This is a genomic window from Thermovibrio ruber (assembly GCF_055380895.1).
This window is the reverse complement of sequence record NZ_AP042397.1, coordinates 456,966-477,039: the sequence shown is the minus strand read 5'-3', so window position 1 is coordinate 477,039 and position 20,074 is coordinate 456,966. Positions and strand designations below refer to the sequence as shown.

Below are 20,074 nucleotides of genomic sequence, written 5' to 3'. Positions count from 1 at the left end.
AAAGGTTTTCAGTTAGAAATATAGGAGTTTTCCCTTGAAATCCTCGCCAATAAAGATTTAAAATAGTTGTGGGTTATGAATAGGAATTTTCTATAGGTGGAGGGAGTGATGGAGAAGTTGGTTCTCTGGCTGGAAGAAGTGGGAATTGAGGACGTTCCCCTTGTAGGAGGAAAGAACGCCTCTTTAGGTGAAATGATAAGGAACTTGTCTCCCAAGGGGGTAAACATTCCTGAAGGTTTTGTCGTAACTGCTAACGCTTACAGGTATTTCATAGATTTCAACAACCTTGCCGAGAAGATAAAGGAGATTTTAAAGGGGCTTAACGTTAACGACGTTGACGACCTTCACAGGAGAGGAGAGAAGGTAAGGGAGCTCATAAGGAGTGGAAAGTTCCCCGATGACTTAAAGGGCTTAATTGTTGATTACTACAGGGAGCTCTCTAAAAAATTCAACACAGACGCCGTAGACGTTGCCGTTCGCTCCTCTGCAACGGCAGAAGACCTGCCAAACGCTTCTTTTGCAGGTCAGCAGGATACCTACCTCAACGTAAAGGGAGTGGAGAACCTTCTTAATTCAATAAAGAAGTGTTTTGCATCCCTCTTTACAGACAGGGCTATCTCTTATAGAGAGTCTTTTGGATTTGACCACTTTAAAGTGGCGTTGGCCGTTGGCGTTCAGAAGATGGTTCGTTCAGATCTTGCATCTGCTGGAGTTGGGTTCTCCCTGGATACTGAAAGCGGTTTTAAAGACGTTGTTTTAGTTACCGGTTCCTACGGCCTTGGAGAGATGATAGTAAGAGGAGCTGTAACTCCGGATGAGTGGTTAATTTTTAAGCCGACATTGAAAAAAGGCTATAAAGCGATTATTGAGAAGAAGTTAGGCGATAAACAGCACAAGATGGTTTACGGCGAAACCGAAAAGGAGCCAGTGAAAGTAGTTCCGGTTCCCCTTACAGATAGGGAGAAGTTCTGCCTTTCAGACGAAGAGGTCCTTACACTTGCCAACTGGATATGCCTAATTGAAGAGTATTATTCTAACAAGAACGGCCGCTGGACTCCTATGGACGTTGAGTGGGCAAAAGACGGTCCAACTAATAAGCTCTACATTGTTCAGGCAAGGCCAGAAACTGTCCACTCCCGCAAGGACTACTCAAAGATAACCGTTTACAAGATTACAGAACCCCCTGAGGAGAGGGAGAAAAAAGTTCTGGTTAAAGGTATTGCAGTTGGAAGGAAGGTTGCGGAGGGGAAGGTAAAAGTTCTCATGTCTATAGAGGAAGCAGACCGGTTTGAGAAGGGAGACATTTTAGTTACCGACATGACAGACCCGGACTGGGAACCGATAATGAAAAAGGCTGCAGCGATTGTTACGAACAGAGGCGGTAGAACCTGCCACGCTGCAATTGTTGCAAGGGAGCTCGGGGTTCCGGCAGTTGTCGGAACTGGAAATGCGACGGAAGTTTTAAAGGAAGGTCAGGAGGTAACTGTTTCCTGCGCCGAAGGGGCGGTAGGTTACGTTTACAACGGCCACGTTGACTACGAGGTAGAAGAGGTTGACCTTAATACCCTTCCAAAACCAAAAACTCCCATAATGTTCAACGTTGCAACTCCTGAAGGAGCTTTTGACGTCTCATTCCTTCCAAACTCAGGAGTTGGCCTTGCACGGGAGGAGTTCATTATCAACAACTACATAGGAATTCACCCCAACGCCCTTATAAAGTTTGACGAAATTAAGGAAAAAGATCCTCAGCTTGCTCAGGAAATTGAAGAGAAGACCAAAGGTTATGCTGATAAGAGGCAGTTCTACGTTGAAAAGTTGGCTTTTGGCATAGCTAAGATAGCTGCGGCCTTCTACCCAAAACCTGTAGTCGTTAGGTTTTCTGACTTTAAGTCAAACGAGTATGCGAACCTTTTGGGCGGTAAATACTTTGAGCCTAAAGAGGAAAACCCGATGCTAGGTTGGAGGGGAGCTTCCCGTTACTACTCCCCACAGTTTAAAGAGGCTTTTGGGCTTGAGTGTTTGGCCATTAAGAAGGTTCGTGAGGGGATGGGTCTTGATAACGTAATCGTTATGGTTCCTTTCTGTAGAACTTCGGAAGAGGGAGAAAAGGTTATTAGAGTTATGGAAGAGTATGGCCTTAAGAAAGGTGAAAACGGCCTTCAGGTTTATGTAATGTGTGAGATTCCCTCTAACGTTATTCTCTTTAAGGATTTTGCCCAGCACTTTGACGGCTTCTCAATAGGCTCTAACGACCTGACTCAGCTCACTTTAGGGGTTGATAGGGATTCAAGTCTTGTTGCTCACATCTATGATGAGAGGAACGAGGCCGTTAAGTGGATGGTTGCCCATGCAATTGAGAACGGTAAGAAGTATAACAGGAAAGTAGGTATATGCGGTCAGGCCCCTTCAGACCATCCAGACTTTGCTCAGTTCATAGTTGAGAGGGGGATTGATACGATCTCTATCAACCCGGATTCAATTCTAGACGTTATAAGGGCAGTTTACGAGGTAGAGAAAAAGTTGGGGCTTCACTGAGGAGGGAGAGATGAAGGTTGCTTTCTTTGAGCTTGAAGGGTGGGAGGTTCCGGTTATTGAGAGGGAGCTCCCTCCCCACGGTTTTGAACTAATGAAACTTGAGAAGAGGCCGCTACAGGAGAGTGATTTAGAGGAGATAAAAGACGTTGAAGTTCTCTCGGTTTTTATCTACTCAAAAATCGGCAAACAGGTTATAGACGCTTTACCAAAGCTTAAGCTTATAACTACAAGGTCAACCGGCTTTGACCACATAGACGTTGATTACGCAAAAGAGAAAGGTATAGCCGTCTGTAACGTTCCAGACTACGGAATGGAAACCGTTGCAGAGTATACGCTTATGCTCATCCTCTCCCTCGTAAGGAAGCTCCGTCCGACACTTGAGAGAACGTGCAGAGGAATATTTGACAGGAGCGGTTTAAGGGGGCACGACCTTGAGGGGAAAACTGTTGGAGTTGTTGGAACGGGAAGGATAGGTTCAAGGTTGATAAAACTCCTTTCAGGTTTTGACGTTAACGTTCTTGCCTACGATGTAAAGCCTAAAAGAGAGCTTGTAGAGAGCTACGGTGTTAAGTATGTGTCTTTAGAGGAGCTCCTTAAAAGTTCAGACGTTGTAACCCTTCACGTTCCATACCTACCCTCAACTCACCACTTAATAAACAGGGAAAACATAAAGCTTATGAAAAAGGGAAGTTACTTGGTTAACACATCCCGGGGTTCAGTTGTTGAGACTGAAGCCATCGTCTGGGCACTAAAAGAGGGGATTCTTGAAGGAGTTGCATTAGACACGTTTGAGGGTGAAGAGGTTTGGGTAGAGGAGGAACTGATAATCTTTAGGGGAGAAAAGGACGTCTCTCCGGAGGTTTTAAAGAAGGCTTTAGAGAACTTCGCCCTAGCTCAGTTTGAGAGCGTCATCCTCACTCCCCACAACGCTTATAACACCCATGAAGCCATAATGAGGATTCTCACAAAGACCTTAAAAAACATAATTTCTTTCAAAGAAACCGGAAACTGTATTTACCCAGTAATAAAGAAATGAGGGAGTGAGAATGAAGGTTTTCTTTGAGGATTCAGGTTTTCCCTTTCTTGACTATGAACTTCTCCTTGAGGAGATTGACTACAAAAACCTGCTGAAGCCGTCGGTTATGCCCTTTGTGGAGCTCCCTTCAGAGGAGTATTTAACAGAGATAGAGAGGGTTGCAGGGGGGCTCTCTGAAAACTTTACCACTCTAATTGTTGTTGGAATGGGCGGTTCTTCCCGTGGGGCTAAAGCTTTCCACCAGGCTGTTGGAAAAGAGAACTCCCGTCTTCTATTCCTTGACAACATAGACTCAGATCTTCTGTCAGAAACCTTGAAGGGTATTGACTGGGATAAGACCGCCTTTGCCTTTATTAGTAAATCGGGGAGAACCCTTGAAACTGTATCTCTTATGAACGTGATACTGGATAGGCTGAAGGAGAAGAAACTCCTTTCCGGAGATAGGTTGGTTTTTGTAGGAGACGGGGGAGATGCCTTTCAAAAACTGGCAGAAGAGCTTAACTCTCCGTTTCTTGAGATACCTAAGGAGGTAGGAGGTAGGTTCTCAGTATTTACAGCCGTAGGGCTTCTTCCTGCCTACTTTGCGGGGCACAATGTAACGCGGTTTTTAGAGGGTGCTTATGACCTATTAGACGCGCCGCTTCCCGCCTTTTACCTTGCTGCTGCGAAATACCTACACTATAAAGCCGGTAGGGATATCTCTGTTATTATGCCTTACTCATCCTACATGACAGAGTTTACGGAGTGGTATGCACAACTGTGGGCTGAATCCCTTGGAAAGGACGGGAAGGGACAGACACCTCTTAAGGCCGTAGGAACTGCGTCTCAACACTCAATCCTCCAGCTCTTTGTAGATGGTCCCGACGATAAGTTCTACCAGCTTTTCTTCGTTAACAGTAGATCTTCGGACTTAAAACTCCCTAACAATGCAAAAATTCTTCCCTACGTGGGGGGTAAAACCCTTGGAGAGATTATGAGGGCAGAGTTTGAGGGGACTCTTTACGCTCTTAGGCAAAGGAACAGGCCGATAGTTCGGTTTGAGCTGAGCAGCCTTTCTGAGTATCAGATGGGTTACCTGTTTATGTTCTACATGGTTGCCGTTGTTGTCATAGCAAAGCTCATAGGGGTAAACCCTTACGGCCAGCCGGCCGTTGAGATAGGTAAACGCTACGCAAGGGAAATTTTGGAGAGTGGGAGAGATGGAGGTTTGTCTCAGTGAAGAAGAGCTAATAAAGGTGAATAAGAAGGTTGTTGAGGAGCTCTTAAAGGGAGCTCCCGGCGGAAACGACGTTTCCGTTGAGCTCTGGAACGGAGAGAGGGTCTGGGGGAAGGGTGATAAGCTGGAAATAAGAATAAACAAGCCTTGGGCACTGAGGGAGGCTCTCAGCACCTTCTCAGACTTATCACTTGCTGAAAACTACATCTACGGGCTCATTGACCTTGTTGGTGACATATACCTCGTTTTTCCAATCGTCGACTGGGTGATGGAGAGGTTTAAAACTCTGAAAGAGAAACTGAAGTTCTGGAAGACCCTGAGCCGGATTCCCACACTTGAAGAGTATAGAAAGTGTAGGGCGGAGCTCTCCGGGGAGCTCCATAGTATAGAGAGAGACAGACAGGCAGTTCAATACCACTACGACGTCTCAAACGATTTCTACAAGCTCTTCTTGGACAAGAATATGGTCTACTCCTGCGCCTACTTTAGAAAGCTTACGGACTCTTTAGACAGGGCACAGGAGCAGAAGGTTGACTACATCTGCAGGAAACTAATGCTGAAACCGGGGGAGAAGCTCCTTGACATAGGCTGTGGATGGGGAGCCCTCATAATCCACGCCGCCAAGAAATACGGCGTAAACGCCCTTGGAATAACCTTAAGTAGAAACCAGTATGAGTACGTAAAAGAGAGAATAAAAAAGGAAAACCTTGCCGGAAGGTGTAAAGTTCTCCTTGCCGATTACAGGGAGCTATCCGGAAAAGAGTCCTTTGACAAAATTGTAAGCGTAGGAATGTTTGAGCATGTAGGTCGGAAGAGAGCTCTCACCTACTTCCAACAGGCCTACAAACTCTTAAAGTTCGGCGGAATCTTCCTCAACCACGCAATAAGCTCAAGCTGCAAAGAGTTTGGGAAGCCACCTTCCCAGTTTATCAGGAAGTATGTCTTTCCAGACGGAGAGCTCCTTCCCATCTACCTGACGGTAGAGAAAGCAGAAAAGGCCGGATTTGAGGTTAGGGACGTTGAGTGCTTGAGAGAACACTATACCCTTACGCTTATGCACTGGGTTAAGAACTTAGAAAGGAACTACGAAAAGGCCGTTAAGGTTGCAGGAGAGGAGAAGTTCAGGATCTGGCGTCTCTACATGGCCTCAAGCGCTTACCAGTTCTTAACGGGAAGGATAGGACTTTACCAAACTCTTTTGGTTAAGACCCATCCTACCGGAGAGTCCGGTTTTCCACTTACCAGAGAACACCTTTACAGGGAGGAGGCGTGAAGACAGTATAGACATAAAAGAGGGAGTTGTTACAGAATCTCCAAGGCTAACGTCCTTCTTTCAACCTGCGAGGGATTTTTCTTTAAAGCTTGCCCGTTTAGGTGAGTTTAGTGGTGCGTTGGGAGCTCTCCTCCTTTCAGAACAGGTGTGACTTGTTAGATTCCCGTTTTCGTAGAATATCTAATCATAACAGGACTTATAGAGCGTTGGAGGTTCCTATGGCTGTTGCTTTTGTTTTTCCTGGTCAGGGTTCCCAGTATCCCGGTATGGGAAAGGAAGTTTACGAAGCTTTTCCTGAGGCTAGGGAGGTGTTTGAAGAGGCTTCTGAAGGAGCGGGAGTAGACGTAAAAAAAATCTGTTTTGATTCCTCTGAGTCGGAACTGACGCTGACCTACAATGCCCAGCCTGCAATATTTACCGTCAGTATGGCCGTTCTAAGGGTTATTGAAAAGGCGGAGATAAAGGAAAAGCCCGTCTTGGTTGCTGGTCACTCGTTGGGGGAGTTCTCAGCTGCAGGTTCGGTAGGAGTTTTCTCGGTTTCTGATGGAGCTCTCCTTGTCAGAAAGCGGGGAGAGTTTATGCAGGAGGCCGTTCCTGCTGGAGTTGGAGGTATGAGTGCCATCATCGGAATTCCAGCAGAGAAAGTAGATGAGGTTCTCAAAACCGTAAAAGGTGGGTTTGTTCAGGTTGCAAACTACAACACTCCCGAGCAGACCGTAATTTCTGGTGAAGTAAGAGCTCTGGAGGAAGCCGAGGAGAAGTTAAAGGAAGCTAGGGCTAAGAGGATAGTTCGTCTTGCCGTTTCTGCTCCTTTCCACTCTAAGCTAATGAAACCGGCCGCCGAAAAACTGAAAGAGTTAATGGAGGATATGATCTTCAGTGAAGCAAAAGTTCCTATACTGAACAACGCCGACGTTAAACTTATAAGAGAGCCCAACGAGGTAAAGGACTCTTTCTACAGGCAGGTTTTTTCACCTGTTAGGTGGGTTGAGGACGTTCAGAAGATGGCGGAATTGGGAGTTGACAGAGTTTACGAGATAGGCCCTAAGAACGTTTTGAGGGGGCTTATAAGGAAGATTGACAGGAACATAAGGGTTTTAAGCATTGAGAAGCCAAAGGAGATTGAGAAGCTAATTGAGGAGCTCTCTTAATGCTGAACCTCAGCGAGACTGCAATTGAGATACTGAAAGCCCGCTACCTGAGGCCGGGTGAAACTCCTGAGGAGCTCTTTGAGAGGGTCGCAAGAGGAGTTGCACAGGCGGAGCTCCTCTACGGTCCCGTCTCAAAGGTCAGGGAGTGGGAAGAGAAGTTCTTAGAGCTCATGTTGAACCTTGACTTCCTTCCTAATTCCCCAACTCTTATGAACGCAGGAACGAAGTTAGGGCAGCTTGCCGCCTGCTTCGTCCTTCCCGTTGAGGACTCCATAGAGGAGATATTTGACACCCTCTCTCTGATGGCGAAAGTCCAGAAAACCGGAGGTGGAACGGGCTTTTCGTTTTCTCACTTAAGGCCGAAGGGGGACGTCGTCCGCTCAACCAACGGAAAGGCCTCAGGCCCCGTTTCGTTTATGAGGGTCTTTGACTGCACGACAGACGCCATAAAACAGGGAGGAAAGAGGAGGGGCGCCAATATGGGCGTCCTTTCCTACAACCATCCTGACGTTGAGGAGTTTATAACTGCAAAGCTTGACAAGAAAAGCTTTCAGAACTTCAACATTTCTGTTGCCTGTGAAGATTCATTCTTTGAGGAGCTGGAAAACGATGGAGAGGTTGAGCTTGTAAATCCGAGGGACGGTAAGGTTTGGAAGAAAGTTAAAGCGAGGGAGCTCTTTGACCTGATTGCAGAAGCTGCCTGGGAGTGTGGAGATCCTGGGATTCTCTACGTAGACGAGATAAACCGCCACAACCCGACTCCTGAAATCGGAAAAATTGAGGCGACAAACCCTTGCGGAGAGGTTCCACTTCTACCTTACGAGGAGTGTAACCTTGGTTCAATTAATCTCTCCCACTTTGAGAAAGACGGCTACGTTGACTGGGAGAGGTTAGAAAAGGTAGTTAAGACTGCTGTCAGGTTCTTAGACTGCGTTATAGACGTTAACAGGTATCCCGACGAGAGAATTGAGAGGATGGCAAAGGGGAACAGGAAAATCGGCTTGGGAGTTATGGGATGGGCGGAGCTCCTCATAAAACTGAAAATTCCTTACAACTCAGAGGAAGCCCTTAAACTTGCAGATAGGCTAATGTCTTTCATAAACAGAAAAGCTTTTGAAACCTCTGTTAAGCTTGCAGAGGAAAAGGGAAGTTTCCCAAATATAGATAAGAGCATCTACAGAGGAAAGAAAGTCAGAAACTCAACCAGAACGAGCATCGCCCCTACGGGGACTATCAGTATGATAGCCGGAACGACTCCCAGCATAGAGCCGCTCTTTGCCGTTGCTTACGTAAAGAGAATCCTTGAAGGCAAACCGGCTGTTCAGATAGAGCCCCTTTTTCTTAAATACGCCGGAGACATACTCTCAAATGAGCAGCTCATTGAAGTTCTAAAAATCGGTAGCATCCAGAATGTTTCTGGAATACCGGACGATATTAAAAGGATCTTTATAATGGCCTTAGACGTCCCTCCAGAGTGGCATGTAAAAGTTCAAGCGACCTTCCAGAAGCACGTAGACAACGCCGTTTCAAAGACCGTTAACATGAGAAAAGAGGCAACCGTTGAAGACGTTAAAAGGGTCTTTTTCCTTGGCTACAAGTTGAAGGTAAAGGGAATTACAATTTTCCGCCAAGGTTCAAAAGATGGAGTGATAGAGTTTGGATTAAAATCTGTTGAGGGAATAAATCCAAAAGGCTTGATAAGATTTCAGCCGTGTAGCTGTCAGATGTAGGAGGTTTTCCTTGAAAAGTTTTAAAGTCCTTTTAACTCTCTTACTTCTTTTTCTGTTTCCAGCCTGTGGAGGTGGTGGTGGAGGTGGAAAATCAGGTTCATCAATAACAGTTTCCGGCCAGTTTATCTCAAGCTATGTTGAAGGGTTAAAGGTCTGTTCAGAGAATGGCTACTGTACATATACAGATTCAAATGGCAGATTTTTCTTGAAAGCAGAAAACTTTCCTGTTCACGTTACTTTTTTTGTAGGTAACCTTAAGTTGGGAGATTACACTTTAGAAGAGAACAACGAACTTGTTAACCCGTTTAAACTTGCTGGCAATTCACAGATGGGAGACGTTCTTGCAAAGTTTATTCACGGAATGGCTGGAGACACGGGCGGTGGCTTTAAAACCCTAAACTTTTCAGGCCTTAAAGTTTTGAATACGAATCTTTCTCCTGAAAAATCTCTCCTTGATGCTGTTAAGAGCGGTGAAGATGTTAATGTGGAGCTCCAGAACAGCTCAGGAGAAACTTATTCTGTTAAGTATCTTCCGGAGGATAACTCTGTAAAACTCTGTAAAACCGACGGGAACTGTTGGGAAGTTAATTACAGACAGTGGTTGGTTCTTGTTTACATGGCCGCAGATAACAGTCTAAACGATAACGCTCTAGGAGACCTTGGGGAGATGGAGGCCGTTAAGTTTAACCCTCAAGTAAAGTTGGTAGTCCTTACAGACTTCATTTCTGAGCCAGACCAGATAACAGAGAGCGATGATATGACGGGAAACTTTGTTTCAGAAAACCTTGGATATGAAGTTGATACGGGAAACTATCAAACTCTGGAAAGTTTTGTCAGGACTTACTATAACCGTTTCCCGGCAAAGAACGTTGCCCTTATTCTCTGGGACCACGGAGACGGTTGGAGGAGTAGGATAGCAGCTTTTGATGATACAAACTCCTCTTTTCTATCCATGTTTCAGCTCCGTAAAGCTCTATCAGAACTCAATTCTGAAGGGATAAATTTTAGCTTAATTGGTTTTGACGAGTGTTTAATGGGTATGGAAGAAGTCCTCTACGATATTAAGGACTTTACAGATTATGCCGTTGCTTCTGAAAACAATGAACCGGGAACAGGTTGGGATTACAGTAAAGTTTTCTCTTACCTTGTTTCTAATCCTAATGCAACCCCTCAGCAGTTTGGAAGAGCCATTGTTGACGCATATAGAGATACTTACTCTTCATCTAATAGCGGTTTTACGCTTACACTTACTCTCTTTTCAAGGGCAGATGTTGAGAGAATTGCCAACGACCTTAATGAGCTCTACAATGATTTAAACGAAAATACCTTTTCGGACTTCCTGTCGGCAAGGAATGCCTCACAGCAAGTTGTCTGCTCTGAAAATTCTTTAGACTGTTCTTACTACTACGTTGACCTCTACTCATTTGCATCTCAGCTATCAGGCAAATACACAGAAGCGAAAAATATCGTTAACACAATTAACTCCCTCTATAAAACCATTATTCCCGGAGCAGACGGAAAGGATCTTCACGGTATTTCTATTTATTTCCCTGGAGATATGAATCAGGCAGAAAATTCAGGATATGAGTGCTATACTGCTAAAACTCTGATAACTTGTTCCTTTGGAAAACAACAGGTTGACGGTTACTACAACCCGTTTGCTGCAGAAACTTACTGGGATGATTTCTTAGCCAAATACCTCTCTTTGGAGTAAGGGATGTTAAGGCTTTTTACTCTCTTGTTTGCTGCTCTACTCTTTGGCTGTGCAACCGTTAGTGTAAACGGTGAGGCTAACGTAAGGCTAACTACAGTAGGAGAAGTTTTGAAAAACTGCTCTTTGATGTTGGGGAAAGAGGTTGTTCTTGAAGGAACTTTTAGAGGTTGGAGCTGTCCGGCAGAGTGCAGAAATCCCGGTATAACCCGTTCTGATGCCTGTATTACGGATTCAACAGGGTGCATCTACATAGCCGGAACTGGCGGCCTTGACCCTCTGACAGACAAAGGGAAGAAGGTAAGGGTTTTGGCCTTTGTATCTAAGAAGGGGAATATATGCTACCTGAAGCCGGAGAAGGTGGATGAGCTTAGGTGAGTTTGAGCTTATCTTCAGAATATCCCAGCTCTTTAAAGGAGCTCCCCACGTTGATTTAGGCATAGGGGACGACACTGCTGTTGTTTCCCTTGGATCAGAGAAACTTCTACTTACATGTGACGCTTTGGTAGAGAATTCCCACTTTTTAGTTCGTTGGAAACCTTTAGTAGATAATCTCTTTTTCTACTTAGGCAGAAAGCTCGTTTCAGTTTCTGTCAGTGATGTAGCCGCCATGGGAGGAGTTCCTGCTTTTTCACTCATAACCCTTGGAGTTAACGCTTCTTTCTCAGAGTCTGACCTTGACTTCTTTTACGGTGGAGTTCGCTCAGCCCTCAACGATTACGGGCTTTCTTTGGTGGGGGGAGATACTGTCAGGAGTGATACTCTCTTTTTTGACCTTTTCCTCGTCGGCAGAGCAAAGGCTGGTTTTATGACGAGGAGCTCCGCTGAGCCCGGGGAACTTGTCTTCGTTACAGGGACTTTTGGAGATGCGAAGGCCGGACTTGAACAGCTCTTAAAAGGGGAAATTTCCGATACCTATCTCGTTAGCCGGTTTTTAAACCCTTCTGCCCGTTTAAAGGAGGGGCAGGGAGCTCTCTCTTTAGGCGTTAAGTGCGGAACAGACGTCAGCGACGGCCTTGTTTTTAACCTCTACACAATTTCTGAGTCGTCAAAAGTGAGAATTGATGTTGATTTGGATTTAGTTCCCCTGTCAGAAAACTTGATCTCCTACTGTGGAAGAAAGAGAGCTCTTTCGCTTGCCCTCTTTGGAGGAGAGGACTACGAGCTTATAATTACCGCACCGAAAGAGAAGAAAAGAGAACTCTTAAAACTCGGGTTTAAGCCTGTAGGAACCGTCTCTGAGGGAAGTGGGGTTTACGGAAACGGGGAGCTCTTTCCCAAAAAGGGCTACGACCACCTGAAGGAGGATTAGTTCATGACTTTTATAGACTCTGTTTTAATGGGAATTGTTGAGGGCTTAACAGAATTTCTTCCTGTTTCGTCAACAGGTCACCTGATACTTACCTCACACCTTTTAGGCTTTAAACAGACAGAGTTTGAGAAGACCTTTGAAATAGCCATACAACTCGGCGCAATTCTCTCTGTTGTTTTTATATACAGAGAAAGGCTTGTTAAGAGTTTAGAGCTCTGGAAGAAACTCATTGCTGCCTTTATCCCTACTGGAGTTTTAGGTCTTTTGCTCCACCACTACGTTGAGGAGCTTTTCAATCCTCTTGTCGTTTCTGCAATGTTAATCCTGTGGGGTATTGTTTTTATACTGGTGGAACTCTTCCACAGCGAGAAAGAACACCACATCTCAAATCCTGAAGAGATAAGCTATCTGAAAGCCGTTGGAATTGGTCTTTTTCAGTCCCTTGCCATGGTTCCGGGAACTTCCCGCTCTGGAGCAACGATAATAGGGGGAATGGTTCTCGGGATGAAAAGGCCTGCTGCTACGGAGTTCTCTTTCCTTTTGGCCATTCCGACTATGTTTGCCGCCACCGGTTTTGAGCTGTTTAAAAACTTTAACTCCATTAACGTTGAAGATTTCAAACTTCTTTCGGTGGGATTTATAACTGCATTTATATCGGCCTTCTTTGCCGTTAAGTGGCTTTTAAATTACGTTAAACACCACAGTTTTATACCTTTCGGCATATACAGGATCATAGTTGGAATAATCTTCCTTTTGGCTTTTTACTTTCAAAATAGTTAAAACTTAAAGCTTGTCGGTTTGTTATAATCAGCCGGGGGTAAAGATGCAGAGTAACGTAACAATGCTAAGCCTTCTAAAAGAGGTTGTAGAGAGGAAGGGATCTGACCTTCACATCGCACCGGGTAGTCCTCCCCGTATAAGGATAATAGGAGACCTCGTTCCTCTGAACGAATACGGCACTCTCACTCCAGCAGATACGAAAAAACTTATATACAGCGTTCTTACAGACTTTCAGAAAAAGCGTCTTGAAGAGGATTGGGAGCTTGACTTCTCCTTTGGGATAAAGAGAGTAGCCCGTTTTAGGGGAAACGCCTATTTTCAGAGGCAGTCTTTGGCTGCTGCCTTTAGGCTTATTCCTTTTGAAATTCCAAGTTTTGATAAGTTGGGGCTTCCAAAGGTTATAGAGAGTTTTGCCCATAAAGATAAAGGCCTTGTTCTCGTAACAGGTCCTACCGGTTCCGGAAAGTCAACAACTCTTGCCTCTCTTCTTAAGATTATCAACGATACCTACCCTTACCACATAATCACGATTGAAGACCCGATTGAGTTTGTTTACGAGCACAGCAAATCGTTGGTTACCCAGAGGGAGTTGGGGAGCGACACCAAGAGTTTTGCCAGAGCTCTCCGTGCAGCCCTTCGTGAAGACCCAGACGTTATTTTGGTCGGTGAGATGAGGGATCCAGAAACGATAGAAGCAGCCCTCACGGCAGCTGAAACTGGCCACCTCGTCTTCTCAACACTCCACACTAACTCAACGGTTGAAACGATAAACCGTATAGTAGACGTCTTTCCAGCTGAAAAACAATCCCAGATAAGAACTCAGCTCTCCTTTGTACTGGTCGGAGCAGTAGCACAGAAGCTGCTAAAGAGAAAAGATGGCAAGGGAAGGGTAGCCGCAGTAGAGGTCTTTATTCCAACACCTGCTATAAGAAACCTTATCAGGGAAAATAAGCTCCACCAGATCTACTCAATGATGCAGACCGGTCAGGCTGCTACAGGTATGATTACACTGAATCAGCATCTTGCGGAGCTCTACACAAGCGGCCTTATAGACCTTGAAGAGGCAAAGAGGGTATCGCCAGATCCTAAAGAGCTTGAATCCCTAATAAAATCACTTTCTAAAGGTTTCTAATGGCTGTCTACAGGTATGTTGGCAGAGACGTTCTCAACAGAAGGAAGAGAGGGCTCATAGAGGCAGACAGTATAGATGCTGCCAAGGAGCTCCTTTTAAGCCGTGGTATAGTAGTAGTAGAAAAACTTTCGGAAGATAAATCTATCTTTAAGAAGAGTCTTGACCTTCCGTTTCTCAACAGGGTAACTTTGCGGGATCTTCTCATCTTTACCCGTCAGCTCCACGCTATGGTTCACGCAGGAATTCCTTTGGTTCAGTCTTTAAGAATCATAAAAGATCAGGTTTCCAACAAGAGGCTTAAGCAGATAATTAACGACATTGCAACCTATATAGAGGAAGGAGGAAAATTCTCAACAGCTCTCTCCCGCTACAGAAACGTTTTTGGAGACCTGTATATCTCAATTATAAGGGCAGCTGAGGAGGCAGGAACCCTTGATGAAACGTTGAGACGTCTTGCCGAATACTTAGAAAAGGTTGAAAAACTTAGGGGTAAGGTTAAAAGTGCCCTGTTTTATCCTATTTTTGTTCTTTTAACTGCAACAGTTATAGTTGTCGGTATTATGATTTTTGTAATTCCTACATTTCAACAGCTATACGCTGACCTAGGTGGCACCCTTCCAGCCCTTACACAGATGGTTATAAATGCTAGTAACTGGCTCAGAGATTATATCGGCTGGTTTATCCTTGCCATATTCTTCTTCGTGGTTTTCTTTGTTCAGCTCCGAAAGGCTTCAAAGAAATTTACATACCTTACAGACCTTGCGCTCTTACAGCTTCCAGTGTTTGGAGAACTTGTCCTCAAGTCAAGTATTGCAAATTTCTCAAGGACTTTCTCTTCTATGCTCTCAAGCGGAATAAACATCCTTGAAGCCCTTAGAATATCTGCAGAAACTTCAAACAACGAAGTGATAAGGAAAGCAATAGAGAAAGTAAGGGAGCAGGTTGAAAAGGGAGTGAGCTTCTCTCTTGCAATGTCAAGGATTTCAGTTTTTCCTTCTATGGTTGTTAATATGGCTGCTATTGGTGAGGAGGCCGGTAACTTAGATGAGATGATGTCAAAGGTTGCAGATTTCTACGAAGAAGAGGTAGACCGCACGGTAGACGGCCTAACTTCCCTTATAGAACCTTTAATGATCGTTTTTATAGGTTCTATAATCGGCGTAATTATAATTGCCCTGTATCTTCCGATCTTTAAAATCGGTGAACTTATTAAGTAAACGAATGGCGGAAAATAAAGGAATAGATAGAAGGTTTCTGAATAAGGATTGGATTTTACACTAATTTAAGTGGAACTCCGGTTAGAGGGGGAGCTCTACAACAAATGTATTCCTATCTACAGTGTAAATTTTCCCCCCGTGATCTTTTACTATCTTTTTAACTATTGAGAGACCTAAGCCCCAGCCTTCTTCTTTTGTTGAAACATAAGGAGAGAAGATCTTATCGGCTATCTCTTCAGGAATTCCAGGGCCGTTATCCTTGAAGACTATGTAGACTCTTCCATCTTTCTCTGTAGTTGATACTTTTATCTCCGTTGCTCCAGCAGAGATGCTATTGTCTATAAGGTTTATCAGAACTTCTCTTATTAGGCTTCTGTCTAACGGAACTTTCGGTATCTCTTCAAGCTCGTACTTGATTTTTACTCTGTTTTCGTAAGGCTCTAAGGTGCTCTTAATGAGGCTGTTTAAGTCTGTAAGTCGCTTTTCCGGAAGGGGGAGCCTTGCAAACTTCCTAAACTCGTCTATGAGCCGTTTTATTACCTCAACCTCCTCCAGTATTGAGTTTACAGCTCTTGAAAGGTTCTCGTCGTTGAGTTTCCCTCTAGAAAAGAGCCTCTTTATCCTCTCTGCATTAAGAGTAATGGGAGTCAAAGGGTTCTTTATCTCATGGGCTATTCTCTGGGCAACTTCTCGCCAAGCTTCAGATTTTTTAGCCCTTACCAGTTCCGTAACGTCTTCAACTATCAGTATTCTGTCTCCTACTTCAGGAGAGGTAATCACCTCTACAGTAAGGAACTTCTCTCTACCATCTATTTCCTCTCTAACCTCCCCCCGGCTTTTATCTTTCTCTATCAGGTATTGGACCGCCTGTTTAAAGTTGGGGTAGCGGGAGAAGATCTCCCAGATTGACTTTCCCTTTGAGTTTTCCGGTAGTTTGAAGAGTTTTTTTGCCTCTTTGTTACACGAAATTACTCTTCCGGAAAAGTCAAATGTAATTATTGCAGGAGAAATGGCGTTTAGAACGTCCTCAAGGTATTTTCTGTTCTCCTCAAGGTTTTTCTGAAGGAGTTTAAGCTGTTCAACCATTGAGTTAAAGGCGTGAGTTACGTGTTTAAGCTCGTCTGTGGCTTCATCTTCCGGTATTTTTACCGATAGGTCGCCGCGGGATATTCTCTCTGTTGCCCTGTAGAGGGCTTCTATTGGGATGGAAATTCTTCTCTCAAAATAGCGGGCAAACCAGAGAGCTCCAAACAGAACGGCTACCCCCATTATTCCAAAAGTAGACGTATAAACTGCCTTTATTGGAGTCTTAAAGGCAACTAACGTTTGGTAGTTTGAGTGTAAACTTTCTATCTGGATTGCTTCCTTTCTAAGTTTTTCTGGAAGTTTTTTTGAGACACAGACAATATTTTTGGAAAGTCTTTTACACACAACTACTTGACCTGACGTTTTGTCAAAAAAAGCGTAACTGGACAGCTGTTTAATCTGTTTTATTTCATCTGTAGACAGGGGAAAGCTTCCCACCACTTCGTCTCTCTTTCCACTTTTTCTGAAGAAACCGTCTATACCGTAAGCCTTTAGAGTGTAGGGGTAGACTTTTCTATAGGCAAGCTGGTTAACTTTTCGCTCAAGGTCAGACTCTAAGAACTTTAAAAAGTCTTCCGTTGTCTCGTAAGAGGTTTCAACGATTCTTTTGACCTGTATCCTTAAGAGTCTGTCAAGTCCCTGGTTTATCACTCCCGTGGCTAAGAATATTGAGAAGAGGGCTGGGCCTAAAACTAGAAGCAGAAAAGCCGTAAATATTTTTACCCGAAGGTTTGTTTTAAAGTGGGGAAAGAAGAAAAGAGTAACGTTTCTAACGAACAGTATAGAGAGAACTGTTATTACTATGAGAATTAGAGCCATTAGAATGTGGAAGAGAGGATTGTTCAGGTAGAACTCTCCTGAAAAGGAGGAGAGGGCAGAAACACCAAAGTAACCGACTATGAATATCCCGAAAAGAAGGAGGAAAGCTAAAGCTAACTTCCTATACACCCACTATCTCTCTCAATTCCGTTACAAATGGAGATGTTGATTTTTTTGGATTTTTCTCAAGTTCTTTAACCTTTTTAATCGCTTTTGGAATTCTATCTATTAGGTCGCAAGCTTTAAGGCTTTCCTGTGTAAGCTCTTGAGCTCCTATATCTCCTGCAAGTGAGTGGAGGAACATGCCGAACTTGGCTGCATCTTCCTCTTCAACTCCCATTCCAAGGAGAGCTCCAACAACTCCCGAGAGAACGTCTCCCGTTCCGGCCGTTGCCATTCCCGGATTTCCTATGACGTTTACATAGGCTTTTCCCTCTTTTGTTGCGACTACCGTCCTTCCGCTCTTTAAAACGGTAGTTACGCCAAAGTGCTGTGCAAACTCAAGGGCTACTTCACAGGGAGCCGACAGTATCTCTTCTTTACTCTTTTTGGATATCCTCGCAAACTCCCCTACGTGGGGAGTAATGATTATTGGGTTTTCCTTCAGTTTCAGGATTTCAGGACTTTCGGAGAGGGCGTTTATTCCATCTGCGTCAATAACCATAGGGAGCTTGCACTCCTTGACGAACTCTCTAACGAACTCGTAAGTCTCGGGATTGTTCCCCAGTCCCATTCCTAAAACGACTACTGAGAACTTGCTCTTCTCAACTGTTTCCAGGACGGCCTCTAATTCCCCTATTCCAAAGTATCCCTTTCCGTCGTCCTTTATCGGGATTGACATGACCTCTGTCAGTTTCGTCTCAAATATCTGATTGAGGGACTCGGGAACTATTACGGTTGAAAGGCCAGCTCCCGTCCTTAGTGCGGCCTCTGCGGCCATTGAGGGAGCTCCTGTCTTCCCGGTAGAACCTCCTATTACTGCAACGTGGCCGAATGTATACTTGTGATCCATTATCTCTCTGGGGGGAAGGGTAAAGAGAACTTCATCTGCCGTAAGGATAAACCTCTCAGGGCCTAACAGGAAGGGGAGGTCTTCTGGAATAGAGATGTCTGTAACGAAGACCTTTCCGCAGCTTTCACAGGCAGGGGGGAATACGTGGGCGATTTTCGGGTATGCAAACGTTACTGTGAAGTCTGCAACAACGTGTTTCCCTATGGTTTTTCCCGTATCTGCTGAGAGGCCTGAAGGGAGGTCTACAGAGACAACTGTTCTGTTTGACCTGTTTATGATGTCAACAACGTCAGCGTAAAAGCCCTCTAACGGTTTGGAAAGTCCAGTTCCAAAGAGGGCATCTATAACTATTTCAGACTCTTTTAAAAGTTCGTAGAGCTCCATCAACCTTTCCGGCGTATCTATAACGTGAACGGGAATGGGTAGCTTTGAGAGTACCTCGTAGTTTAGTTTCGAGTCTCCTTTTAAGTTTTCCGGCTGGCTGGTAAGGGCAACCCTTACTTCGTAGCCTAAGTTGTAGAGGTGTCTTGCAGCAGCCAGCCCATCTCCTCCGTTGTTTCCCTTACCACAGACTACTAAGACGGAGCTCCCCTTTACGTACCTGTATACGACTTCTGCAACTCCTCGGGAAGCGTTTTCCATAAGGACAATCCCGGGAATTCCAACGGTCTCTATCGTTTCCCTGTCTATCTGAGCCATCTCGCTGGCCTTTAAAAGCCTCATAACTCCTCCCCGATTATCCTTTCTTTGCCAGCTCCCTCTCGTACTTTCTCTTTAGTTTTTTGTACCTCTCAAGAGCCAACCTCTTCTGTAGAGGTGAAAGCCTGTCTATGAACACGATACCGTTTAAGTGGTCTATCTCGTGCTGGAGAGCCCTTGCAAGTAAGCCTTCTCCTTCAATTTCAAACTCCTCACCTTCTAAGTTCTGTGCTTTCACCTTTACGTATGCAGCCCTTTTCACCTTCTTGTAAAGTCCCGGAAGAGAAAGGCATCCTTCCTCTTTTACTATTTCACCTTCTTTGGCAATAATTTCAGGGTTTATAAGAACTATTTGTTCTTTACCTTGCCTTTCCGTTTTTGAGTAGAGGTCTATCACAACAACTCTCTTTAAAACACCTACCTGGTTTGCTGCAAGCCCCACACCACCTCTTTTATACATTGTTTCAAACATGTCGTTTACCAAGTTCCTTATTTCGTCGTTAAACTCCTTGACTTCTTCGGCTTTTGTCTTTAAGACGTCGTTGGGGTAGATAACGATATCCCTTTCCATTTAAAGTTCCTCCTAAGGTATTCAAGGCTCTTTAAAACGTCTTCATACGTTTTGTTTTCAAGGTTTAAAATATACTCCTGTTTCAGCTTTTCCATTTGGGAAAAGAGCTCTTCCCAGTTTACCGTTCCTGTTTTCAGTGGAAAATGGTCGTCTTTCACTCCAAGGTTGTCGTGAAGGTGAAATTCGTAGATTCTTCCTCCTAATTCATCAAACCAGACCGAGACGGGAACCCGGGAAAACAGGTTCATGTGACCAACGTCTAAACAGATGCCGACTTTTTCCGGAAGGTTTTCTATGAAGTTCTTTAGGTTTTCAGGAGTTGTGTCAAAAACGTTCTCTAAAGCTATTTTTCCCTGCCACTCTTCCGATACTTCTTTAAACGTTTTAAGGGCTCTTTTAAACCAGCTGTCGTAGAATGGGTCAACTTTCTGGGGATGGTAGCCTGTGTGGAAGACGATAACCTCGGCATTTAGCGCCTTTGCCGCCGTTACCGTTTCAAAGAACCGGTCTCTCGTTGCCTTCAGAACGTAAGGTTCAAGGGCTCCCGGGTTAAGGTCTATAAAGGGAGCGTGAATTGTCACGGGAGCTCCCCTCGCCAGCTTTCTCAGGTTACCGAACTCCTTAAGTGTTAGTGAATCTAAAACTTCTGCCATGAGCTGGAGCTCTACTCCTAGCCCGACCTCTACAAACTTCTCTATCAGCTTAGGGTTTCCCAGTATCTCCTTTCCGGGAACGTGAGCAACGAGTTTCATACACCTTCCTTTATCGTAAAATCTGAATTGTTTAAATTAAAC

16 protein-coding genes are annotated in these 20,074 nt (G+C 44.6%); 12 read left to right on the top strand and 4 right to left on the bottom strand.

Annotation, left to right across the window (positions count from 1 at the left end):
• The first annotated feature begins 108 nt into the window (after positions 1 to 108).
• The 12 genes from ppsA to ACZ424_RS02375 all read left to right on the top strand — a co-directional run bounded on the left by ppsA (position 109) and on the right by ACZ424_RS02375 (position 15,093).
• Entirely contained in the window at positions 109 to 2,535 is a 2,427-nt protein-coding gene (ppsA, locus tag ACZ424_RS02430) for a phosphoenolpyruvate synthase (protein ID WP_464904937.1), read from the top strand.
• 10 nt (positions 2,536 to 2,545) lie between these two features.
• Entirely contained in the window at positions 2,546 to 3,571 is a 1,026-nt protein-coding gene (locus tag ACZ424_RS02425; protein WP_464904936.1) for a hydroxyacid dehydrogenase, read from the top strand.
• A gap of 10 nt (positions 3,572 to 3,581) precedes the next feature.
• Positions 3,582 to 4,790, top strand: coding sequence for a glucose-6-phosphate isomerase (locus ACZ424_RS02420; protein WP_464904935.1), 1,209 nt, complete (start codon positions 3,582 to 3,584; stop codon positions 4,788 to 4,790).
• Positions 4,771 to 6,060, top strand: coding sequence for a class I SAM-dependent methyltransferase (locus tag ACZ424_RS02415; RefSeq protein ID WP_464904934.1), 1,290 nt, complete (start codon positions 4,771 to 4,773; stop codon positions 6,058 to 6,060). Before ACZ424_RS02420 ends, ACZ424_RS02415 begins: the two co-directional genes overlap by 20 nt.
• Positions 6,061 to 6,278: 218 nt before the next feature.
• A complete protein-coding gene (fabD, locus tag ACZ424_RS02410; protein WP_464904933.1) occupies positions 6,279 to 7,211 on the top strand; it encodes an ACP S-malonyltransferase in 933 nt (310 codons plus the stop codon).
• Complete coding sequence (locus tag ACZ424_RS02405) at positions 7,211 to 8,941, top strand: adenosylcobalamin-dependent ribonucleoside-diphosphate reductase (RefSeq protein ID WP_464904932.1); 1,731 nt, start codon at positions 7,211 to 7,213, stop codon at positions 8,939 to 8,941. The genes fabD and ACZ424_RS02405 overlap by 1 nt, the downstream gene beginning before the upstream one ends.
• A 10-nt stretch (positions 8,942 to 8,951) precedes the next feature.
• Positions 8,952 to 10,655: a clostripain-related cysteine peptidase gene (locus tag ACZ424_RS02400; RefSeq protein WP_464904931.1), complete on the top strand. Its 1,704-nt coding sequence runs from the start codon at positions 8,952 to 8,954 to the stop codon at positions 10,653 to 10,655.
• 3 nt (positions 10,656 to 10,658) lie between these two features.
• Positions 10,659 to 11,030 (top strand): hypothetical protein, encoded by a 372-nt coding sequence (locus ACZ424_RS02395; RefSeq protein ID WP_464904930.1) that lies wholly within the window; start codon positions 10,659 to 10,661, stop codon positions 11,028 to 11,030.
• Positions 11,017 to 11,964 carry a thiamine-phosphate kinase gene (gene thiL, locus ACZ424_RS02390; RefSeq protein WP_464904929.1) on the top strand — a complete coding sequence of 316 codons (948 nt, stop codon included), beginning with the start codon at positions 11,017 to 11,019 and terminating at the stop codon, positions 11,962 to 11,964. The genes ACZ424_RS02395 and thiL overlap by 14 nt, the downstream gene beginning before the upstream one ends.
• A gap of 3 nt (positions 11,965 to 11,967) precedes the next feature.
• A complete protein-coding gene (locus ACZ424_RS02385) occupies positions 11,968 to 12,744 on the top strand; it encodes an undecaprenyl-diphosphate phosphatase (protein WP_464904928.1) in 777 nt (258 codons plus the stop codon).
• A 43-nt stretch (positions 12,745 to 12,787) separates the two neighbouring features.
• Entirely contained in the window at positions 12,788 to 13,876 is a 1,089-nt protein-coding gene (locus tag ACZ424_RS02380; protein ID WP_464904927.1) for a type IV pilus twitching motility protein PilT, read from the top strand.
• Positions 13,876 to 15,093, top strand: coding sequence for a type II secretion system F family protein (locus ACZ424_RS02375; protein ID WP_464904926.1), 1,218 nt, complete (start codon positions 13,876 to 13,878; stop codon positions 15,091 to 15,093). The genes ACZ424_RS02380 and ACZ424_RS02375 overlap by 1 nt, the downstream gene beginning before the upstream one ends.
• A gap of 81 nt (positions 15,094 to 15,174) precedes the next feature.
• Here ACZ424_RS02375 and ACZ424_RS02370 read toward each other — a convergent pair whose 3' ends face one another.
• Genes ACZ424_RS02370 through ACZ424_RS02355 form a run of 4 tightly spaced genes read right to left on the bottom strand, consistent with a single transcriptional unit; the run spans position 15,175 to position 20,032 of the window.
• Positions 15,175 to 17,127 carry an ATP-binding protein gene (locus ACZ424_RS02370; protein WP_464904925.1) on the bottom strand — a complete coding sequence of 651 codons (1,953 nt, stop codon included), beginning with the start codon at positions 17,125 to 17,127 and terminating at the stop codon, positions 15,175 to 15,177.
• A complete protein-coding gene (locus ACZ424_RS02365; RefSeq protein WP_464904924.1) occupies positions 17,120 to 18,733 on the bottom strand; it encodes an NAD(P)H-hydrate dehydratase in 1,614 nt (537 codons plus the stop codon). The genes ACZ424_RS02370 and ACZ424_RS02365 overlap by 8 nt, the downstream gene beginning before the upstream one ends.
• 13 nt (positions 18,734 to 18,746) lie before the next feature.
• Complete coding sequence (def, locus tag ACZ424_RS02360; protein ID WP_464904923.1) at positions 18,747 to 19,280, bottom strand: peptide deformylase; 534 nt, start codon at positions 19,278 to 19,280, stop codon at positions 18,747 to 18,749.
• Positions 19,241 to 20,032, bottom strand: coding sequence for a sugar phosphate isomerase/epimerase family protein (locus ACZ424_RS02355; RefSeq protein ID WP_464904922.1), 792 nt, complete (start codon positions 20,030 to 20,032; stop codon positions 19,241 to 19,243). The genes def and ACZ424_RS02355 overlap by 40 nt, the downstream gene beginning before the upstream one ends.
• Positions 20,033 to 20,074 lie beyond the last annotated feature (42 nt).